General features: G+C 61.5%; 13 protein-coding genes and 1 pseudogene. 7 read left to right on the forward strand and 7 right to left on the reverse strand.

Features of this window, described 5'->3' with window-relative positions; all coding sequences use genetic code 11:
* Positions 1-20: 20 nt before the first annotated feature.
* From L8K08_RS14090 to L8K08_RS14115, 6 genes are all read right to left on the reverse strand, one after another.
* Entirely contained in the window at positions 21-935 is a 915-nt protein-coding gene (locus L8K08_RS14090; protein ID WP_242197972.1) for an ADP-ribosylglycohydrolase family protein, read from the reverse strand.
* Positions 936-985: 50 nt separating this feature from the next.
* Positions 986-1,969, reverse strand: coding sequence for a GlxA family transcriptional regulator (locus L8K08_RS14095; protein ID WP_242198624.1), 984 nt, complete (start codon positions 1,967-1,969; stop codon positions 986-988).
* 438 nt (positions 1,970-2,407) lie between these two features.
* Entirely contained in the window at positions 2,408-3,016 is a 609-nt protein-coding gene (locus L8K08_RS14100) for a LysE family translocator (protein WP_242197974.1), read from the reverse strand.
* 403 nt (positions 3,017-3,419) lie between these two features.
* On the reverse strand, positions 3,420-3,884 hold the full coding sequence (locus tag L8K08_RS14105; RefSeq protein ID WP_145160981.1) for a hypothetical protein: 465 nt from the start codon (positions 3,882-3,884) through the stop codon (positions 3,420-3,422).
* Positions 3,885-4,118: 234 nt separating this feature from the next.
* Complete coding sequence (locus L8K08_RS14110; RefSeq protein ID WP_242197975.1) at positions 4,119-4,640, reverse strand: DUF1993 domain-containing protein; 522 nt, start codon at positions 4,638-4,640, stop codon at positions 4,119-4,121.
* Positions 4,641-4,672: 32 nt separating this feature from the next.
* Positions 4,673-5,383, reverse strand: coding sequence for a CerR family C-terminal domain-containing protein (locus tag L8K08_RS14115; protein ID WP_242197977.1), 711 nt, complete (start codon positions 5,381-5,383; stop codon positions 4,673-4,675).
* A gap of 98 nt (positions 5,384-5,481) precedes the next feature.
* Here L8K08_RS14115 and L8K08_RS14120 point away from each other — a divergent pair, with 98 nt between their 5' ends.
* From L8K08_RS14120 to L8K08_RS14150, 7 genes are all read left to right on the forward strand, one after another.
* Positions 5,482-6,591, forward strand: a complete 1,110-nt coding sequence (locus L8K08_RS14120) for an HlyD family secretion protein (RefSeq protein WP_242197979.1) — start codon at positions 5,482-5,484, stop codon at positions 6,589-6,591.
* Positions 6,584-8,149: a DHA2 family efflux MFS transporter permease subunit gene (locus L8K08_RS14125; protein ID WP_242197981.1), complete on the forward strand. Its 1,566-nt coding sequence runs from the start codon at positions 6,584-6,586 to the stop codon at positions 8,147-8,149. The genes L8K08_RS14120 and L8K08_RS14125 overlap by 8 nt, the downstream gene beginning before the upstream one ends.
* Entirely contained in the window at positions 8,146-9,567 is a 1,422-nt protein-coding gene (locus tag L8K08_RS14130; protein WP_242197984.1) for an efflux transporter outer membrane subunit, read from the forward strand. The genes L8K08_RS14125 and L8K08_RS14130 overlap by 4 nt, the downstream gene beginning before the upstream one ends.
* Positions 9,568-9,630: 63 nt before the next feature.
* Positions 9,631-10,536, forward strand: a complete 906-nt coding sequence (gcvA, locus tag L8K08_RS14135) for a transcriptional regulator GcvA (RefSeq protein ID WP_242197986.1) — start codon at positions 9,631-9,633, stop codon at positions 10,534-10,536.
* A gap of 74 nt (positions 10,537-10,610) precedes the next feature.
* Positions 10,611-11,438, forward strand: coding sequence for a DMT family transporter (locus L8K08_RS14140; RefSeq protein ID WP_242197989.1), 828 nt, complete (start codon positions 10,611-10,613; stop codon positions 11,436-11,438).
* A gap of 38 nt (positions 11,439-11,476) precedes the next feature.
* Positions 11,477-12,238 carry an SDR family oxidoreductase gene (locus tag L8K08_RS14145; RefSeq protein ID WP_242197991.1) on the forward strand — a complete coding sequence of 254 codons (762 nt, stop codon included), beginning with the start codon at positions 11,477-11,479 and terminating at the stop codon, positions 12,236-12,238.
* Positions 12,239-12,348: 110 nt separating this feature from the next.
* Positions 12,349-12,606, forward strand: coding sequence for a hypothetical protein (locus L8K08_RS14150; protein WP_242197993.1), 258 nt, complete (start codon positions 12,349-12,351; stop codon positions 12,604-12,606).
* Positions 12,607-12,635: 29 nt separating this feature from the next.
* On the opposite strand, the pseudogene arr reads toward L8K08_RS14150, so the two are convergent.
* Positions 12,636-13,060 (reverse strand): annotated as a pseudogene (arr, locus tag L8K08_RS14155) (NAD(+)--rifampin ADP-ribosyltransferase).
* Between the last annotated feature and the right edge of the window lie 633 nt (positions 13,061-13,693).

Genomic DNA, 13,693 nt, shown 5'->3' on the forward strand with positions numbered 1-13,693 from the left:
AACGCTGCCGGGTGCCGGCCTCAGTGGCCGGCCCTGGAGGCGTCCGATAAGGCATCCGCCATCTGCTGAATCTCCTCGCGCATCCATAATTTTTCCAGCCAGCCGGCGGGGATGCCTTGGACGCCATAGTAGGCGCCCGCCAACTGGCCCACGATGGCAGCCGTGGTGTCCGCATCGTCACCCAGGTTTGCAGCGGCGAGCACGGCATCGGCAAAGCTGTCGGTGTGGTAGAAGCACCAGAACGCGGCTTCCAGCGAGGCAACCGAATAGCCGGAACCGGCAATCTCGCCACGCGCCTTGTTACGGTATTCGCCGGCGGCGATAGCCAGCACTTTGGGCGCCGTCAGCGCACTGTCCGAGACGCGCAACACCTCGTCTTTGGGTATGCCGCTCAAGGTCTTGCAAAGCGCCTGCGCGAGCACCACACAACACTCGATGGCCTCTGGAGCCGCGTGGGTTGTGCGTGAACTGTCGATGGCAAATGCGCGCACACGTTGCAGGTTCGGGAAAAAGAACAACACCACAGGCGCGAGGCGCATCATCGAGCCATTGCCGGCCGAATACGGGTGTGTAGAACCGGCAAATGGGTCGCCATGCTGCTGGAAAGCCGTCAAGGCCTCGCGCACGGTCATGCCGATATCAAAGCAGTCTCCCGTGGCACTCAAATAGCCCCATTGCCACCAGTTCAGGTAACGGCCCATCTGATCCTTCGCATCAAAGCCGCCCTTGCTCAGCAGGCTTTCGGCCAGGCACAGGGCCATCGATGTGTCGTCCGTCCACTGGCCAGGCTTCAGGCTGAACGGCCCGCCTCCGACCATGTCCGTCACGGCGGCAAATGTGCCGCGGGGCATGAACTCAACCGTGGTGCCGACCGCGTCGCCACAGGCCAGCCCAAGCAGGCTGCCACGGTAACGGTCTGACAGTGTTATAGGCATCGGTACTCCTTGATAGAACGTCGTCCAGATAGACAATCAACGCGCGCAGACTACTTGACCAGCCGCTTCTCCTTGGAGGGGCGATAGCCGAAATACGCGCTGTAACATTTGCTGAAATGGCTCGGCGAGACAAAACCGCACGCCACCAGCACGTCCACTTGGGACAGTTCGGTGTGCTGCAACAAGCGCCGCGCCTCGGTGACCCGCAGTTCCATGTAGTAGCGCTGCGGCGTGGTGCCCAATTGTTCCTTGAACAGCCGCTCCAGCTGACGGCGTGAACGACCGGCGTAGACGGCCAACTGGTCGAGTTCCAGCGGTTCTTCAAGGTTGGCGTCCATCAGCTTTACCACCTCACGCAGCGGCGCACTGACGCAGACATTTTCCGTGGGTTTGATGCGTCGGTAACGCGACTCCTCAAACGCCAGAATGTCTTCAATGCCCTCGACCAGCGCCTTGCCGTGCAGACCCTTGATCCAGTCCAGGGCCATGTGAAACGCGCCTGAGGGGCTGGAGGCCGTCAGGCGGTCACGGTCGATCACATAGGGCTCGCTGGTCACTTGAGCGGCCTTGGAGACCTCCGCCAGCGCCGGGCGATGTTCCGGGTGGATGGCGCAGCGATAGCCCTGCAGCAGGCCGGCGCGGCCGAGAAACCAGGCGCCGTTCCACAACCCGGCAAGGGCGACAGCCTGTTCGGCGGCGCTGCGTAACAGCTGGCTGAATTCGTCATCGGCCTTGAGTTCGGTACGAAAGCCGCCGCACACCACCAACAGGTCCAACTGCGGCAACGCCGACACGTCCAGGCGTGCATCGGGACGGATCACCAGGCCCAGGTCGCTGATCACCTCGCCGTCGCCGCAACCAAACGTACGGGTGGAAAACAGTTCGGGACGCAGCAGGTTGGCGGTGATCAGCGTGTCGAGGGTCTGGGTGAATGCGGGCAGGGAGAAGTGTTCGAGCAGCAGGAAGCCCACACGGGTAACCGGCGGCCGCTGCTGGGGGGAGTCATTCAGGTAGCGCAGGTTCTTGCCTTGCATGCCACCGCTGAATTGGCGTCTTTCCATCGAGGGTTGGCCCACGCTTATTGTTGATGCAGTGGGCGCTATCTTAGGGGCAAATGCAGGCGCTGTCCCTCGGCATTCCCCAGGCGTGGTGCCTGGGCGTGCGGTTGCCCCGGCGGCGCTGTTGAACGCCAGCCGCGTGCCTGATCTTTAGAAACCCGCCCGCCTTCCAGGCCTGCTGCCGGGCAGGCGCGGGGCCATCTGATACGGTTTTTTCTTTGCTATCTGCGTCTGTATCGAAAACGCCTCGAGGCGGACAATGGCGCCAACCCGACATTCCTGTCGCTCCCTTCCCTTCGGAGGCCTTATGACCAAGATGGCACTTTTCCTGTTCGGCTTTTTGGTGTTGACCATCGGCATCGGCTTGCTGGCGACCATCTCGCCTGTGTGAGTGCGTCACCGTCTCGAACTTTATCAACTCGCAAAGAGCATCGGGTACAGCGACACCACCAGCAACCCGGCCATCGACACGTTGAACAGACGCAACCAACGCGGTTCACGCAGCACAGTGCGCAGGCCAGTGCCGCAAACCACCCAGACACACACGCTGGGCAAGTTGACCACCGCAAACACCAGGGCAATCACCAGCACGTTGGTCACATAGCCCTCGGCCGGCGTGTAGGTGGTGATCGCCCCTAACGCCATGATCCACGCCTTGGGATTGACCCATTGAAACGCCGCCGCCCCGAGGAAGGTCATGGGTTTGGCGTGTTCGTTTTCGCTCTCGGACATGCCGCCGGAGGTTGCAATCTTCCACGCCAGGTACAACAAGTAAGCCGCGCCCACATACCGCAACAGGGTGTAGGCCCACGGAAATACCTTGAACACTTCGCCCAGACCGAGCCCCACCGAAATCACCAACAGCATAAAGCCGATGCTGATTCCCAACGCGTGGGGCATCGACCGGCGAAACCCGAAGTTCACGCCCGAGGCCAGCAGCATCGTGTTGTTGGGGCCGGGTGTGATCGAGGACACGAAGGCAAACAGCACGAAGGCTGAGAGCAGGCTGGTAGACATGAACATGGCGCGGCATCCAGACGGCGGTGGTTGCCTGCGACAGTAATCGGTTGCAGCCCTGGCTGCCCCGTACAGCTAGGGTCGGATCGAGGAATACACTTTGGCGTTGTCGAGAAACTCGCGGGGGATAGGTCCACCAGATCCACACGGCCACGCTGGCAAGTACGCCGACGATCACAAGCATCAAGGTTTCTCCGGCAGTGGCGAGTGGATTGCTTTCACTGACCGGTATATTGCTCACGTTGCTTGAATCTGCGCTGAACGCATCACAAAAGGCCAAGCCATGAGTGTCGGCACAGCGCCGTGGTTGAGTTGCGGGTATTGAGTGACACTGACCGCCGGTCAGGCAGAAAACGGTCCCCACTGAAGCGCCGGGAACCGTTTTGGGCGTGGCTGACAACCTGCGGTCTCAGTTCTGCGGCCGTTGTTTGGTCGAGTCCAGTTCGGCTTTTTTAGCGGTGGAAATTTCAGTGATCTGCGCAGACTTGGCGATGGCCATGTCAAACGTGTCCTGCATGGTGGCGATGGCATCGGTCGCCGTGCCCTTCAGCCCGCCATTGGCTGCCCAGTCGAAGTTCCACACGCCGGACAGGTTGTCGGCGCCGGCCACGTCGTGGGTTTCGATGGCGGTGAATACATCCGGGTGTTTTTCCATGTACTTGGCAGCGTCGGAAACGTTCGCTGGCACCTTGCCTGAGGCATTGCTGGCCAGTTGCGACAGCTCCTGCTTGGTGATGGCCGACTTGCCCGTCTGGCGCATGTAATCGGCAATGACCTTGCTGGACTTGGCAATGTTCAACTTGTCGTCGAAAGACGACGGCGAGGACTTTGGCGTGTTCGACCCGCCAGACGCGGGCGTTACGGTAGTAGACATCGGCGCTGCTCCCTCAATGGAACGAATGAAATCGTCGTGCTGACGATACCCCGATGCGGACGTTAGCATGGGCAAAGGGCCATTCCCCATGCTTCACAACATTTCACAACGGCTGGCCGATTTTCGCGGCATCTGGGCACAGGTCATCCGCAAAAAAGCGCGGCGGCAGACCACTCGTACAGCACGTGTCGACACTGCGCAGACCCCCAATCGCCGCCGCCCTTAGTGCTGCGTTCAGCCCTGACGCACATACGCAAACATATGCGGCACATAGTCCGCTTTGCCCAGCGGCACGCCGTTATGGCGCAGGATGTTGTAGGCGGTCATCAGGTGAAAATAGAACTGCGGCGTGGCCCAATTGACGGCGTATTCGTTGCCGGTCATCTGGAAGGCGATACCGCCGGGGAGTTCGATGGCGATGGATTCATCTGCCCGACGCTCAATCACGCTGCGATCTGCGCCGGCGAGCACTGCCAGCGTTTGGTCGATCAGTGAGCGCGCATCAGCCATCGAGGTCGGTGCCTGCAGCGTCGACAGCGGCTGCCCGCTTAGCCGGTCGACCGCCTCGCGCGCCTGGGTGCAGGCGTAGCGAACCTGAGTCGCCAGGGGGTGCATGTCGGGTGCCAGGCGTGAATCGAGAAGAACTTGCGGGTCGAAAGCCAGCGCTGCAGCGTGAGCCTCACCTTTGGCGAGCAGGCCTTTGAGCGAGTTCAGCATCTGGGCGAAGCAGGGAATGGTAACGGTATAGAGCGACATCGTTGCGTCCTTGTCTGGGGTTGAACATCACATCACGTAGCGATCACGCCGCGTTGCTTGACCAGGCCTTCGAGGGTAAACCGGGCCTGCATCAGCACCACGTCGCGCACCAGTTCCATTTCCTTCTGGTTGACTTCGGCCCACTTCAACGCCTCAAGCAGCTTGGGTTTTTGCACCCGGAATGCCAGGCCCTGGGTGAACAGTGCCATCGAATGAATCACGGTGCGCTCGTCCTCCACCGCAAAACCGGCCAGGCGCGCGATCAGTTGGCGGATAACCCGGCCAATGCGCGCCTTGAAGCGATCCTCAAAGGCGGTTGTCGCGCTTTCTGGACACAGGCCGGCCTGGTGGCGGTCAAGAAACGCACGCCAGGCGGTGGTTTGCGGGCTGTCCTGGATGGTGGAAACCACCGTACCGAGGATGCCCAGCGACACGTCGATCAGGGTTTTATCGTCCGAGGCCTCATCAGCCAACGCGCATTCGGCGGCCTCCACGCACGGCGCCATCTTGCGCCACAGCAGTGTGATCAAGTGCTCGACACACTCCAGATAGATGCCTTCCTTGCCGTCAAAATAGTACTGAATCGCCGGCGCGTTGACGCCCGCGGCCGTGGCGATGTCGCGGGTCGACGCGCCGTCGTAGCCGCGCTCGCCAAAGACCACGACCGCCGCGTCGACAATGCGCGCGCGGGTTTCTTCGCCACGCTGATAACCACCCTCGGCGGCAGGTTTATGTCGTGCCATGTGCAGCTCCTTTCGAATACCGGACCAAAATATACCAGTTGACAAAAATTCGCGAAAAATAGAATTTATTCCATCTGTTATAAATCTGGAGTGACCCGATGTCCGCTGCACCTCCCTCGCCTCAGGTCATTCCTGAAGACACCGTCAACCGTCAACGCGGCAAGGCTCGACGGATACTGCTGACCATCGCCACCGTCGCACTTGTGGGTGCTGTGGGTTGGGCTGCCTGGTGGTGGCTCACCGGACGTTTCATCCAGACCACCGACGACGCCTACCTGCAAGCCGACAGCATCAGTGTGGCGCCCAAAATCAATGGCTACGTGGCCCAAGTGCTGGTCAGCGACAACCAGGACGTAAAGCGCGGCGATGTGCTGGTGCGCCTGGATGCGCGCAAATACCAGGCCGTCAGCGATGAAGCCTCGGCAACCATTGCCGCGCGCACGGCCGACTACGCCAAGGCCCAGGCCGACCTGGTGCAGCAGGACTCGACCATTGCCGAAGCCCGCGCGCAGTTGCAAGGCGCCGAGGCCGATGCAAAACACGCACAGACCGAAGTCGCGCGCTACGCCCCGCTGGCGCGTTCAGGTGCCGAGCCGGAAGAGCGCCTGGCGCAGCTGAATAACCAATTGGCCCAGGCCCGCAGCACCGTGGCGGCCAAACAGGCCGCCTTGCGCTCCAGTCAGACCCGCTATGGCACGCTTGAAGCACAACTCAAACAAGCCCAGGCGCAACTCGGCGTGGCCAAGGCCAGCGAGGCGCAAAGCCAGCTGGACGTGGATGATGCAGTGATTCGCAGCCCGCTGGACGGGCGCGTGGCCGACCGCGGCGTGCGTGTCGGTCAGTACGTGCAGCCCGGCACTCGCTTGCTGACAGTGGTACCGATCAGCGCGATTTATCTGACCGCCAACTACAAGGAAACCCAGATCGGCGACATGCGTCCCGGCCAATCCGTCAGCGTGCACGTGGACGCGCTGCCAGGGCGTGATCTGCAAGGCCATATCGACAGCCTGTCTCCGGGCACCGGGGCGCAGTTCGCGCTGCTGCCGCCGTCGAATGCCACCGGCAACTTCACCAAAATCGTGCAACGCGTACCAGTGCGCATCTCGCTGGACATACCCGATGAGGTGCGCGCGGCGTTGATGCCTGGCCTGTCGGCAACCGTTGACGTCGACACCCGCACCCATGCCGCGGACGCCAATCATGGCTGAAGCGCGGATGGCCGAGGCCGCAGAAAAACCGCGCAACGCCTCGCTGACCGACTGGATCGCCGTGGCTGCCGGCGCACTCGGCGCCCTGCTGGCGACGCTGGACGTGTCGATCACCAACTCGGCGCTGCCACAGATTCAGGGGCAAATCGGCGCAACTGGCACCGAAGGCACGTGGATCGCCACGGGCTATCTGATGTCGGAAATCGTCATGATCCCCCTCGCCGCGTGGCTGACCCGGGTGTTCGGCCTGCGCCGGTTCCTGATCGGCACGGCCTTGATGTTCACTGCGTTTTCGATGTTCTGTGGCCTGTCCTCAAGCCTCGGCGCCATGATCGCCGGGCGCATCGGCCAGGGCTTCGCCGGCGGCGCGATGATTCCCACCGCGCAAACCATCGTGCGCACGCGCCTGCCGCCGCACCAGTTGGCCATCGGCACCACGATGTTTGGCATGACCGTGATCCTCGGCCCCTTGCTCGGCCCGGTCATCGGCGGCTGGCTCACGGAAAACATCAACTGGCGCTGGTGCTTCTTTCTCAATCTGCCCATCAGCATCGCCCTGATCACCCTGCTGATCACCGGCCTGCCAAGCGAGCGCATGAACCTGCAACGCTTCATCAGTGCCGACTGGTTGGGCATCCTCGGCCTGGCCATGGGCCTGAGTTCGCTGACGGTGGTACTGGAAGAAGGCCAGCGTGAGCATTGGTTCGACTCGCTGCTGATCACGTGGCTGAGCATCGCCACGGTGATCGGCTTTTTCCTGATTGCTGTCGGGCAGTTGCGCTCGAGTACGCCGATCGTGCGACTGCAGCTGGTGCTGAACAAAAGCTTTGGCAGCGTGCTATTGATCGGTACCGCCGTGGGCGCCGGGATTTATGGCACGGCGTATCTGGTGCCGCAGTTCCTGGGCATCCTCTCGGGCTACAACGCGCAGCAGTCCGGCGCGATCATGTTGCTGTCGGGCATACCGGCGTTTTTGCTGATGCCCATTTTGCCGCGCATGCTCGGCCGTTATGACCTGCGCTGGATGGTCGGGGCCGGGCTGTTGCTGTATTGGGCCAGCTGCTTTGTCGACACCCAACTCACCACCGAGAGTGTCGGGCACGACTTTGTCTGGTCGCAGCTATTGCGTGGTTTTGGGCAGATTCTGGTGATGATGCCGCTCAGCCAACTGTCGATGCGTTCGGTCGAGACCCGTGACGCCGGGGACGCCGCCGGGCTTTACAACATGTCGCGCAACCTGGGCGGCACCATCGGCCTGGCCCTGCTCGGCGTGCTGATGGACCGGCGCAGCCATTTTCATGACGACAGGCTGCGCGAAGGCATCCAGGCCAACAGCCAGTTGGCGCAAGACCACATGGCCAGCCACACCGCCAGCTACCTCGCGCAAACCGGCGATGCATCGACGGCGCAGGTGCAGGCGTTCGCACAACTGGCCAATGACATTGCGCAACAAGCCTCGGTGATGGCCTACAACGACTCGTTTTATGTACTGGGACTCGCGATGCTGGCGTGCCTGCCCCTGATCTTCATCCTGAAAAAGCGCACGGTACAACGATGATTCCTCGCACCCTTCCCCTCCTGCTGACTGTCGGCCTGTTGTCGGCTTGCACCGTCGGCCCGGATTACCACGGCGCCCCCAACGTCGCGCCAAAAACCCTGGCGGCCGGGCACCTGCCGCACGCTGACAGCGCATCGGCAAGCACTCCCGGTGTCGCGCAGTGGTGGCGAACCCTGGGCGACACGCAACTGAACCAGCTGGTGGAGCAAGCCCTGCAAAACAGCCCGGACATTGCCACGGTCCAGGCGCGCCTCAAGCAGTCCCGCGCAAGCCTCAGCGGCGCGCAAGCCAACGCGATGCCCAAGGTCACTGGGGATGCCGCGATGCTCAAACTGCGCTCCCCGGACACCTCCGCGCTGGGTGGCAACAATGGTGGTGGCCGCGGCCCGTTGAGCCTGTACCTCGCCGGTTTCGATGCCAGCTGGGAGGCCGACCTGTTTGGCGGCACACGCCGTGCAGTCGAAGCCGCCCAAGCCGAGACCGACGCCTCCCAAGCCCAGCTGGCTGACGCCCAAGTGCAATTGGCTGCGGAAATAGTGCAGGCCTACACCGACCTGCGCGACCAGCAAGCACGCCTGGCATTGGTCGACGCCAGCGTCGGCATCGAAAACCAGGCCCTGGACCTCACCCAGCAACGGCGCGAGCGCGGCGTGGCCTCGCAACTGCAACTGGAGCAGGTACTGACACAGGCCCAAAACACCCAGGCCCAACGCCTGCCGCTGCAAGCCGCCATCGTCGAATCGCTCGACCAGCTTGGCCTGCTCTGCGGCCTGGAACCCGGCGAGCTGGACAGCCAACTGGCCACCGCGCAGCCCCTGCCTTCTATCCCGGAGGCGGTGCCGGTCGCCGACCCGGCCGCACTCTTGAAGGCACGCCCGGACATCCGCATCGCCGAACGCAAACTGGCATCGAGCAATGCCCAGATTGGCGAGAAGACCGCAGACTGGTTTCCCAAACTGAGCTTGATGGGTGACCTGTCATTCTCGGCCGGTGACCCCGGGCACCTTGCACGCAAGGACAACGGCACCTGGTTGATCCTGCCTCGGATCACCTGGAACGCGCTGGATTTCGGCCGTGTTGCCGCCAGCGTCAAAGGGGCAGAGGCTGGACGGGACGAGGCCCTGGCCAACTATAAAAGCGTGGTGTTGAGTGCCTTGCGCGATGCCGACGTGGCGTTGGCGCGTTACGGGCACCAGCGCCAGAACGTGCTGCTGTTGCGCACGGTGGAATCTTCCGCAGTGCGTGCAGCCGACCTGACGCGTCAGCGTTACCGTGCAGGTACCGCGAGTACGCTGGATTGGCTGGATGCGGAGCGCACGCGCTATCAGGCACAAGAAAGCCGGATTTCCGCGGACGCAGAGTTGCTGAAGGATTTTGCGTCGCTGCACAAGGCGCTGGGGCTGGGATGGACACGGTGAGCAGGCGATTGACGGCAAATCAACTACCATGAGCCTTCATTCATGGCCACCGGCTTGCATCCGATGAGAGACTTACCGCCCACCGCCACCTTGCGCGCCTTTGAGGTTGCCACACGGCATGCCACCTTCACCTCGGCTTCGCAGGAATTGCATGTCACCCAAAGTGCTGTCAGCCATCAGTTAAAACACCTTGAAGCGATTTGGGGTCTGGAGCTTTTTCAGCGCGGCAAGTCGCTGACGTTGACACCCGCCGGCGCCGCGCTTGCGCCGATCGTGCGTGAGTTTTTCATGAACCTGCAAGCCACCCTGTCTGACCTTCGGGAACACAAAGGCCGGGTGCGCCTCAAGGTCAGCACCACTTACTCCTTTGCGCTCAAATGGCTGCTTCCCAGGTTGCCGAGTCTGTCGCAGCAGCACCCGGAAATTCTGATCACGCTGGAAACCAGCGACAAAGCCATCACCTTTTCCAGCAGCGAGTCTGACGTGGCGATTCGCCTGGGCAATGGCAATTATCCGGGCCTGCACTCGGAGTTTCTGCTCAGGGAACAGATTTTCCCCGTGGCCAGCCCCGATCTCCTGCACCGCTTTGGCATGCCACAAACGCCTGCGCAGTTATTGCGTTACCCATTGCTGACGCGCGACGGCGCAGACTTGGTGCCGAAGTGGGAGGCCTGGTTCCAGCATGTCGGCACGGGCATCGCGGCGCTCAAGGAAAGTGTGCGGTTTGCAGACACCAACATGACCATCGAGGCTGCGCTGCTGGGCCAGGGCGTCGCGCTTGCGCGCAGCGGGCATGTCGAAGCGCAGATCCGCGACGGCAGTTTGGTCAGGCTGTTTGATGTGCCGTTCGACTCCCCGGTGGCCTACTATTTTGTCTGCCCAAAAGGCATCGAATCGCAGCCCCACGTCGTCAGTTTTCGTCACTGGCTGATGGAAGCGTCACAGCAGGCTCAACTGAGTTACCGCTAAAGCATGAACGTTTGCTCATGCCAGGATGAGGGGACTTCGCTTTAGTGCAGGCGCGCCGTTGCTTAGGATGGCGCATGCCTTTTCATATCGTTTTGCTCATTCTGTTCGCCGCCCTCCTGCACGCCAGCTGGAACGCGCTGCTGCGTGGCGGCGCCGACAGGTTGTGGTCGATGACGGTGATGTGCCTGGCGGTGGCCACTGCCAGCGTGCTCATCGCGCCGTTCCTGGCGCCGCCCGCCCGGGCCAGTTGGTGCTACGCCGGGCTGTCGGCGGTACTGCATGTGGGCTATAACCTGTTTCTGGTACGCAGCTACAAGGTTGGCGACCTGGGGCAAACCTATCCGATTTCCCGCGGTTCCTCGCCTATTCTGATCGCCCTGAGTGCTGCGGTTTTTGTCGGGGAAGCAGTCACCGGCGCTGCGCTGCTGGGCATTGCGCTGGTGTCTGGCGGCATCATTTCCCTGGCGCTCAATAAACGCAGGCTTGCCGTTCCCAGCCTGCCGTACGCATTGGGCACTGGGGTTTTTATTGCGGCTTACAGCGTGACCGACGGTGTTGGCGCACGGCTGTCTGGCGCGCCTCTGGCGTATACCGTGTGGATGTGCGCGTTGTGGGGCGTGTTGATGCCTCTGGTGTATATCGGTTTACGCGGGACGCGCAGTTTGTTCAGCTGGCGGCCCGGTGTCGCGACGGCTTTGGGCGGCGGACTGGTCTCGCTGCTGGCCTACGGGATCATCATCTACGCCATGTCCACTGCGCCCATGGGCGCGGTGTCTGCATTGCGTGAAACCAGCGTGTTGTTTGCCGCGCTGATCGGTTATTGGTTTCTCGGCGAGGCATTCACGCTGCGCAAGTTTCTGGCCTGCGCGGTGATCGCGCTCGGCACTGTACTTATCGGCTGAGGCCGTCCGTTGCTGTCACACAGTGAGGTTTACGCGTTATGAGCACCCTTCCCCAGGCCCCTGTCATCCTGATTACCGGTGGCAGCCGCGGCGTCGGTGCGGCCACCGCACGTCTGGCCGCCGCGCGCGGCTACGATGTCGCGATCAGCTACGTGTCCGACGAGGCCGCCGCCCTGGCCGTGGCGAACGACGTGAAAGCCGCCGGACGTCGAGCGCTGGCGGTCCGCGCAGATAGCGCAGAGCCGGAGCAGGTCGCGGCTTTATTCGCCGCGATTGACCGCGAGTTCGGCCGCATCGATGTGCTGGTCAACAACGCGGGCATACTCGGCCCACAATCGCGCCTCGAAGACCTCGACTTTGCACGCATGCAGCGCATCTTCGCGGTCAATGCCATCGGCCCGATGCTGTGCGCGCAACAAGCGGTCAAACGCATGTCCCATCGCCATAACGGCCGCGGCGGCGTTGTAATCAACGTATCTTCCGGGGCGGCTCGGCTCGGCAGTCCGAACGAATATATCGACTACGCTGCCTCAAAAGGCGCCCTGGAGACGTTCACCATCGGCTTCGCCAAAGAAGTTGCGCGAGACGGCATCCGCGTCAACTGTATCCGCCCCGGCCATATCTACACCGACATGCACGCCAGTGGCGGAGAGCCGGGTCGGGTGGATCGGGTCAAGGACTCAATCCCCATGGGCCGCGGCGGACAACCCGAAGAAGTTGCGCGGGCTATCCTGTGGCTGGCGAGCGATGAAGCGTCGTTCATTACCGGGACGTTTCTTGACGTCACCGGGGGCAAGTGAGGGCAGGACGCACGGGATTTCATGAGGCATTTGGGTAATCCCCCAGACCTGGCTGAAAGAGGGGTGGGGGTGAATGGATTGGACTTCAAGCAATGTCAGGTAGGTAGCAGATGGAAGAGTTTATGCAGGGGCTCGATGGGCTCAGGACTGCGCAGCAAGAACTGTTTTATGACCTTGAAGATGCGGCGGCGGTTATCGGCTGGTCAGTGGTTGAACTGAAGGCCATGGCCGGCACTGGCAGGACGCCGGCCGAAGCGGTGGCGTTGATGAAAATATGTGCGTTGCTGACAGCTCAGCAGGGGAAAATTTGCCTGTATGCAGATGAGGTCAAAGCGCAGCGTATCGCCAGATCCGAGGCCCAGGCTTGATCGCTATTCAACGCGCAGGTACTGGCCCATCAGTCGAGGATGACATCGCCGCCCTCGGCCCTTAAACGGGCAAGATTGTCCTTCATTTGCTGCAACCGCTCTGGCGAATGCCCTTGCCACTGGGCCACTTCGGCAACGACCCGCAGTGGATCGCGGGAGCGATAGGACAGCGTCGGATTGCCGGGAAACTTCTTATCCGTGACGTTGGGATCGTCCACGATCGGGCCCGTGGGCTCTACGACATAAATGCGTTCGCGCTCATCGCCAAGTGCCAGTTCGGCCCCCCAGATAGCGGCGTCCAACGTGCCCGCAAACCCGCAAAATAGACCCAGGACAGCGCACGCCCTTCGGTGAAATTGGACGGATAACCGACGCGGATCATGTCTCCCGGCTCGAGGTCAGCCCGAGTGCCGTGAAAGAACTGTCGCGTAAACATGCTGGCGGCGTTTGACATGGGCTCGCTACTCCAAGGATGCGTGGTGCCAGGCCCGCCCGTCTGCAGAGCAAGGCATGCCCTTCTTGTAACTGACAGTCAAACGCCTAAGCAACCTTACGAGGACAGTCCAGCCCCCTGCCGTCAGCCTTGCAATGCAGATAATCGCTCCACAGCCTGAACGCCCGTTGCTGCCTGGCAAATGCCGCCTGCCATTGTTCACCGCCAATCTGCTCGACGGGCGTCGCCATCATCTGCTCCGTTGCCAGGTCCAGTTCTTCTACGAGCTGGCGCCCGTTAGGCATATCCAAAATTAGAGATCGCATAGCTACCTGTCTTATTTGTTCTGTAGATCGACCTCTGTATCCCTTTGATAGTGCGTGGGTTCCGACGAACGGTTACATTTTCTTACAGGTTCAACTGCGAGGGTTCGCAGGCGATGACAGTGCGGGGGTCACCGACGAGACACACAGACAAGTAATGGAGACGGAGAGACAAGAGATTTCTCTCTGGAACTTTTTGTAACATTTTATAATTGACGCTTGTTAACAGCCATCGCGAAACAACAGCGCAGGTTTATCACTTGCGCTGTTAATTGACGATAGCTGAACCGCATAAGCGCTTAATTCACGTGTTATAGGCAAAAGGATAAGG

Origin of the sequence: Pseudomonas sp. TREG-RG-20F-10-E-6-01 (genome assembly GCF_022662455.1) — a bacterium.
Taxonomy (GTDB): domain Bacteria; phylum Pseudomonadota; class Gammaproteobacteria; order Pseudomonadales; family Pseudomonadaceae; genus Aquipseudomonas.

What these genes read in the sequence shown, in the direction of transcription:
- gcvA (WP_242197986.1), top strand. Translation starts at nt 9,631, where the DNA reads ATGAGAGACTTACCGCCCACCGCCACCTTGCGCGCCTTTGAGGTTGCC.
- L8K08_RS14100 (WP_242197974.1), bottom strand. Translation starts at nt 3,016, where the DNA reads ATGTTCATGTCTACCAGCCTGCTCTCAGCCTTCGTGCTGTTTGCCTTC.
- L8K08_RS14140 (WP_242197989.1), top strand. Translation starts at nt 10,611, where the DNA reads ATGCCTTTTCATATCGTTTTGCTCATTCTGTTCGCCGCCCTCCTGCAC.
- L8K08_RS14090 (WP_242197972.1), bottom strand. Translation starts at nt 935, where the DNA reads ATGCCTATAACACTGTCAGACCGTTACCGTGGCAGCCTGCTTGGGCTG.
- L8K08_RS14095 (WP_242198624.1), bottom strand. Translation starts at nt 1,969, where the DNA reads ATGCAAGGCAAGAACCTGCGCTACCTGAATGACTCCCCCCAGCAGCGG.
- L8K08_RS14115 (WP_242197977.1), bottom strand. Translation starts at nt 5,383, where the DNA reads ATGGCACGACATAAACCTGCCGCCGAGGGTGGTTATCAGCGTGGCGAA.
- L8K08_RS14120 (WP_242197979.1), top strand. Translation starts at nt 5,482, where the DNA reads ATGTCCGCTGCACCTCCCTCGCCTCAGGTCATTCCTGAAGACACCGTC.
- L8K08_RS14130 (WP_242197984.1), top strand. Translation starts at nt 8,146, where the DNA reads ATGATTCCTCGCACCCTTCCCCTCCTGCTGACTGTCGGCCTGTTGTCG.
- L8K08_RS14105 (WP_145160981.1), bottom strand. Translation starts at nt 3,884, where the DNA reads ATGTCTACTACCGTAACGCCCGCGTCTGGCGGGTCGAACACGCCAAAG.
- L8K08_RS14110 (WP_242197975.1), bottom strand. Translation starts at nt 4,640, where the DNA reads ATGTCGCTCTATACCGTTACCATTCCCTGCTTCGCCCAGATGCTGAAC.
- L8K08_RS14145 (WP_242197991.1), top strand. Translation starts at nt 11,477, where the DNA reads ATGAGCACCCTTCCCCAGGCCCCTGTCATCCTGATTACCGGTGGCAGC.
- L8K08_RS14150 (WP_242197993.1), top strand. Translation starts at nt 12,349, where the DNA reads ATGGAAGAGTTTATGCAGGGGCTCGATGGGCTCAGGACTGCGCAGCAA.
- L8K08_RS14125 (WP_242197981.1), top strand. Translation starts at nt 6,584, where the DNA reads ATGGCTGAAGCGCGGATGGCCGAGGCCGCAGAAAAACCGCGCAACGCC.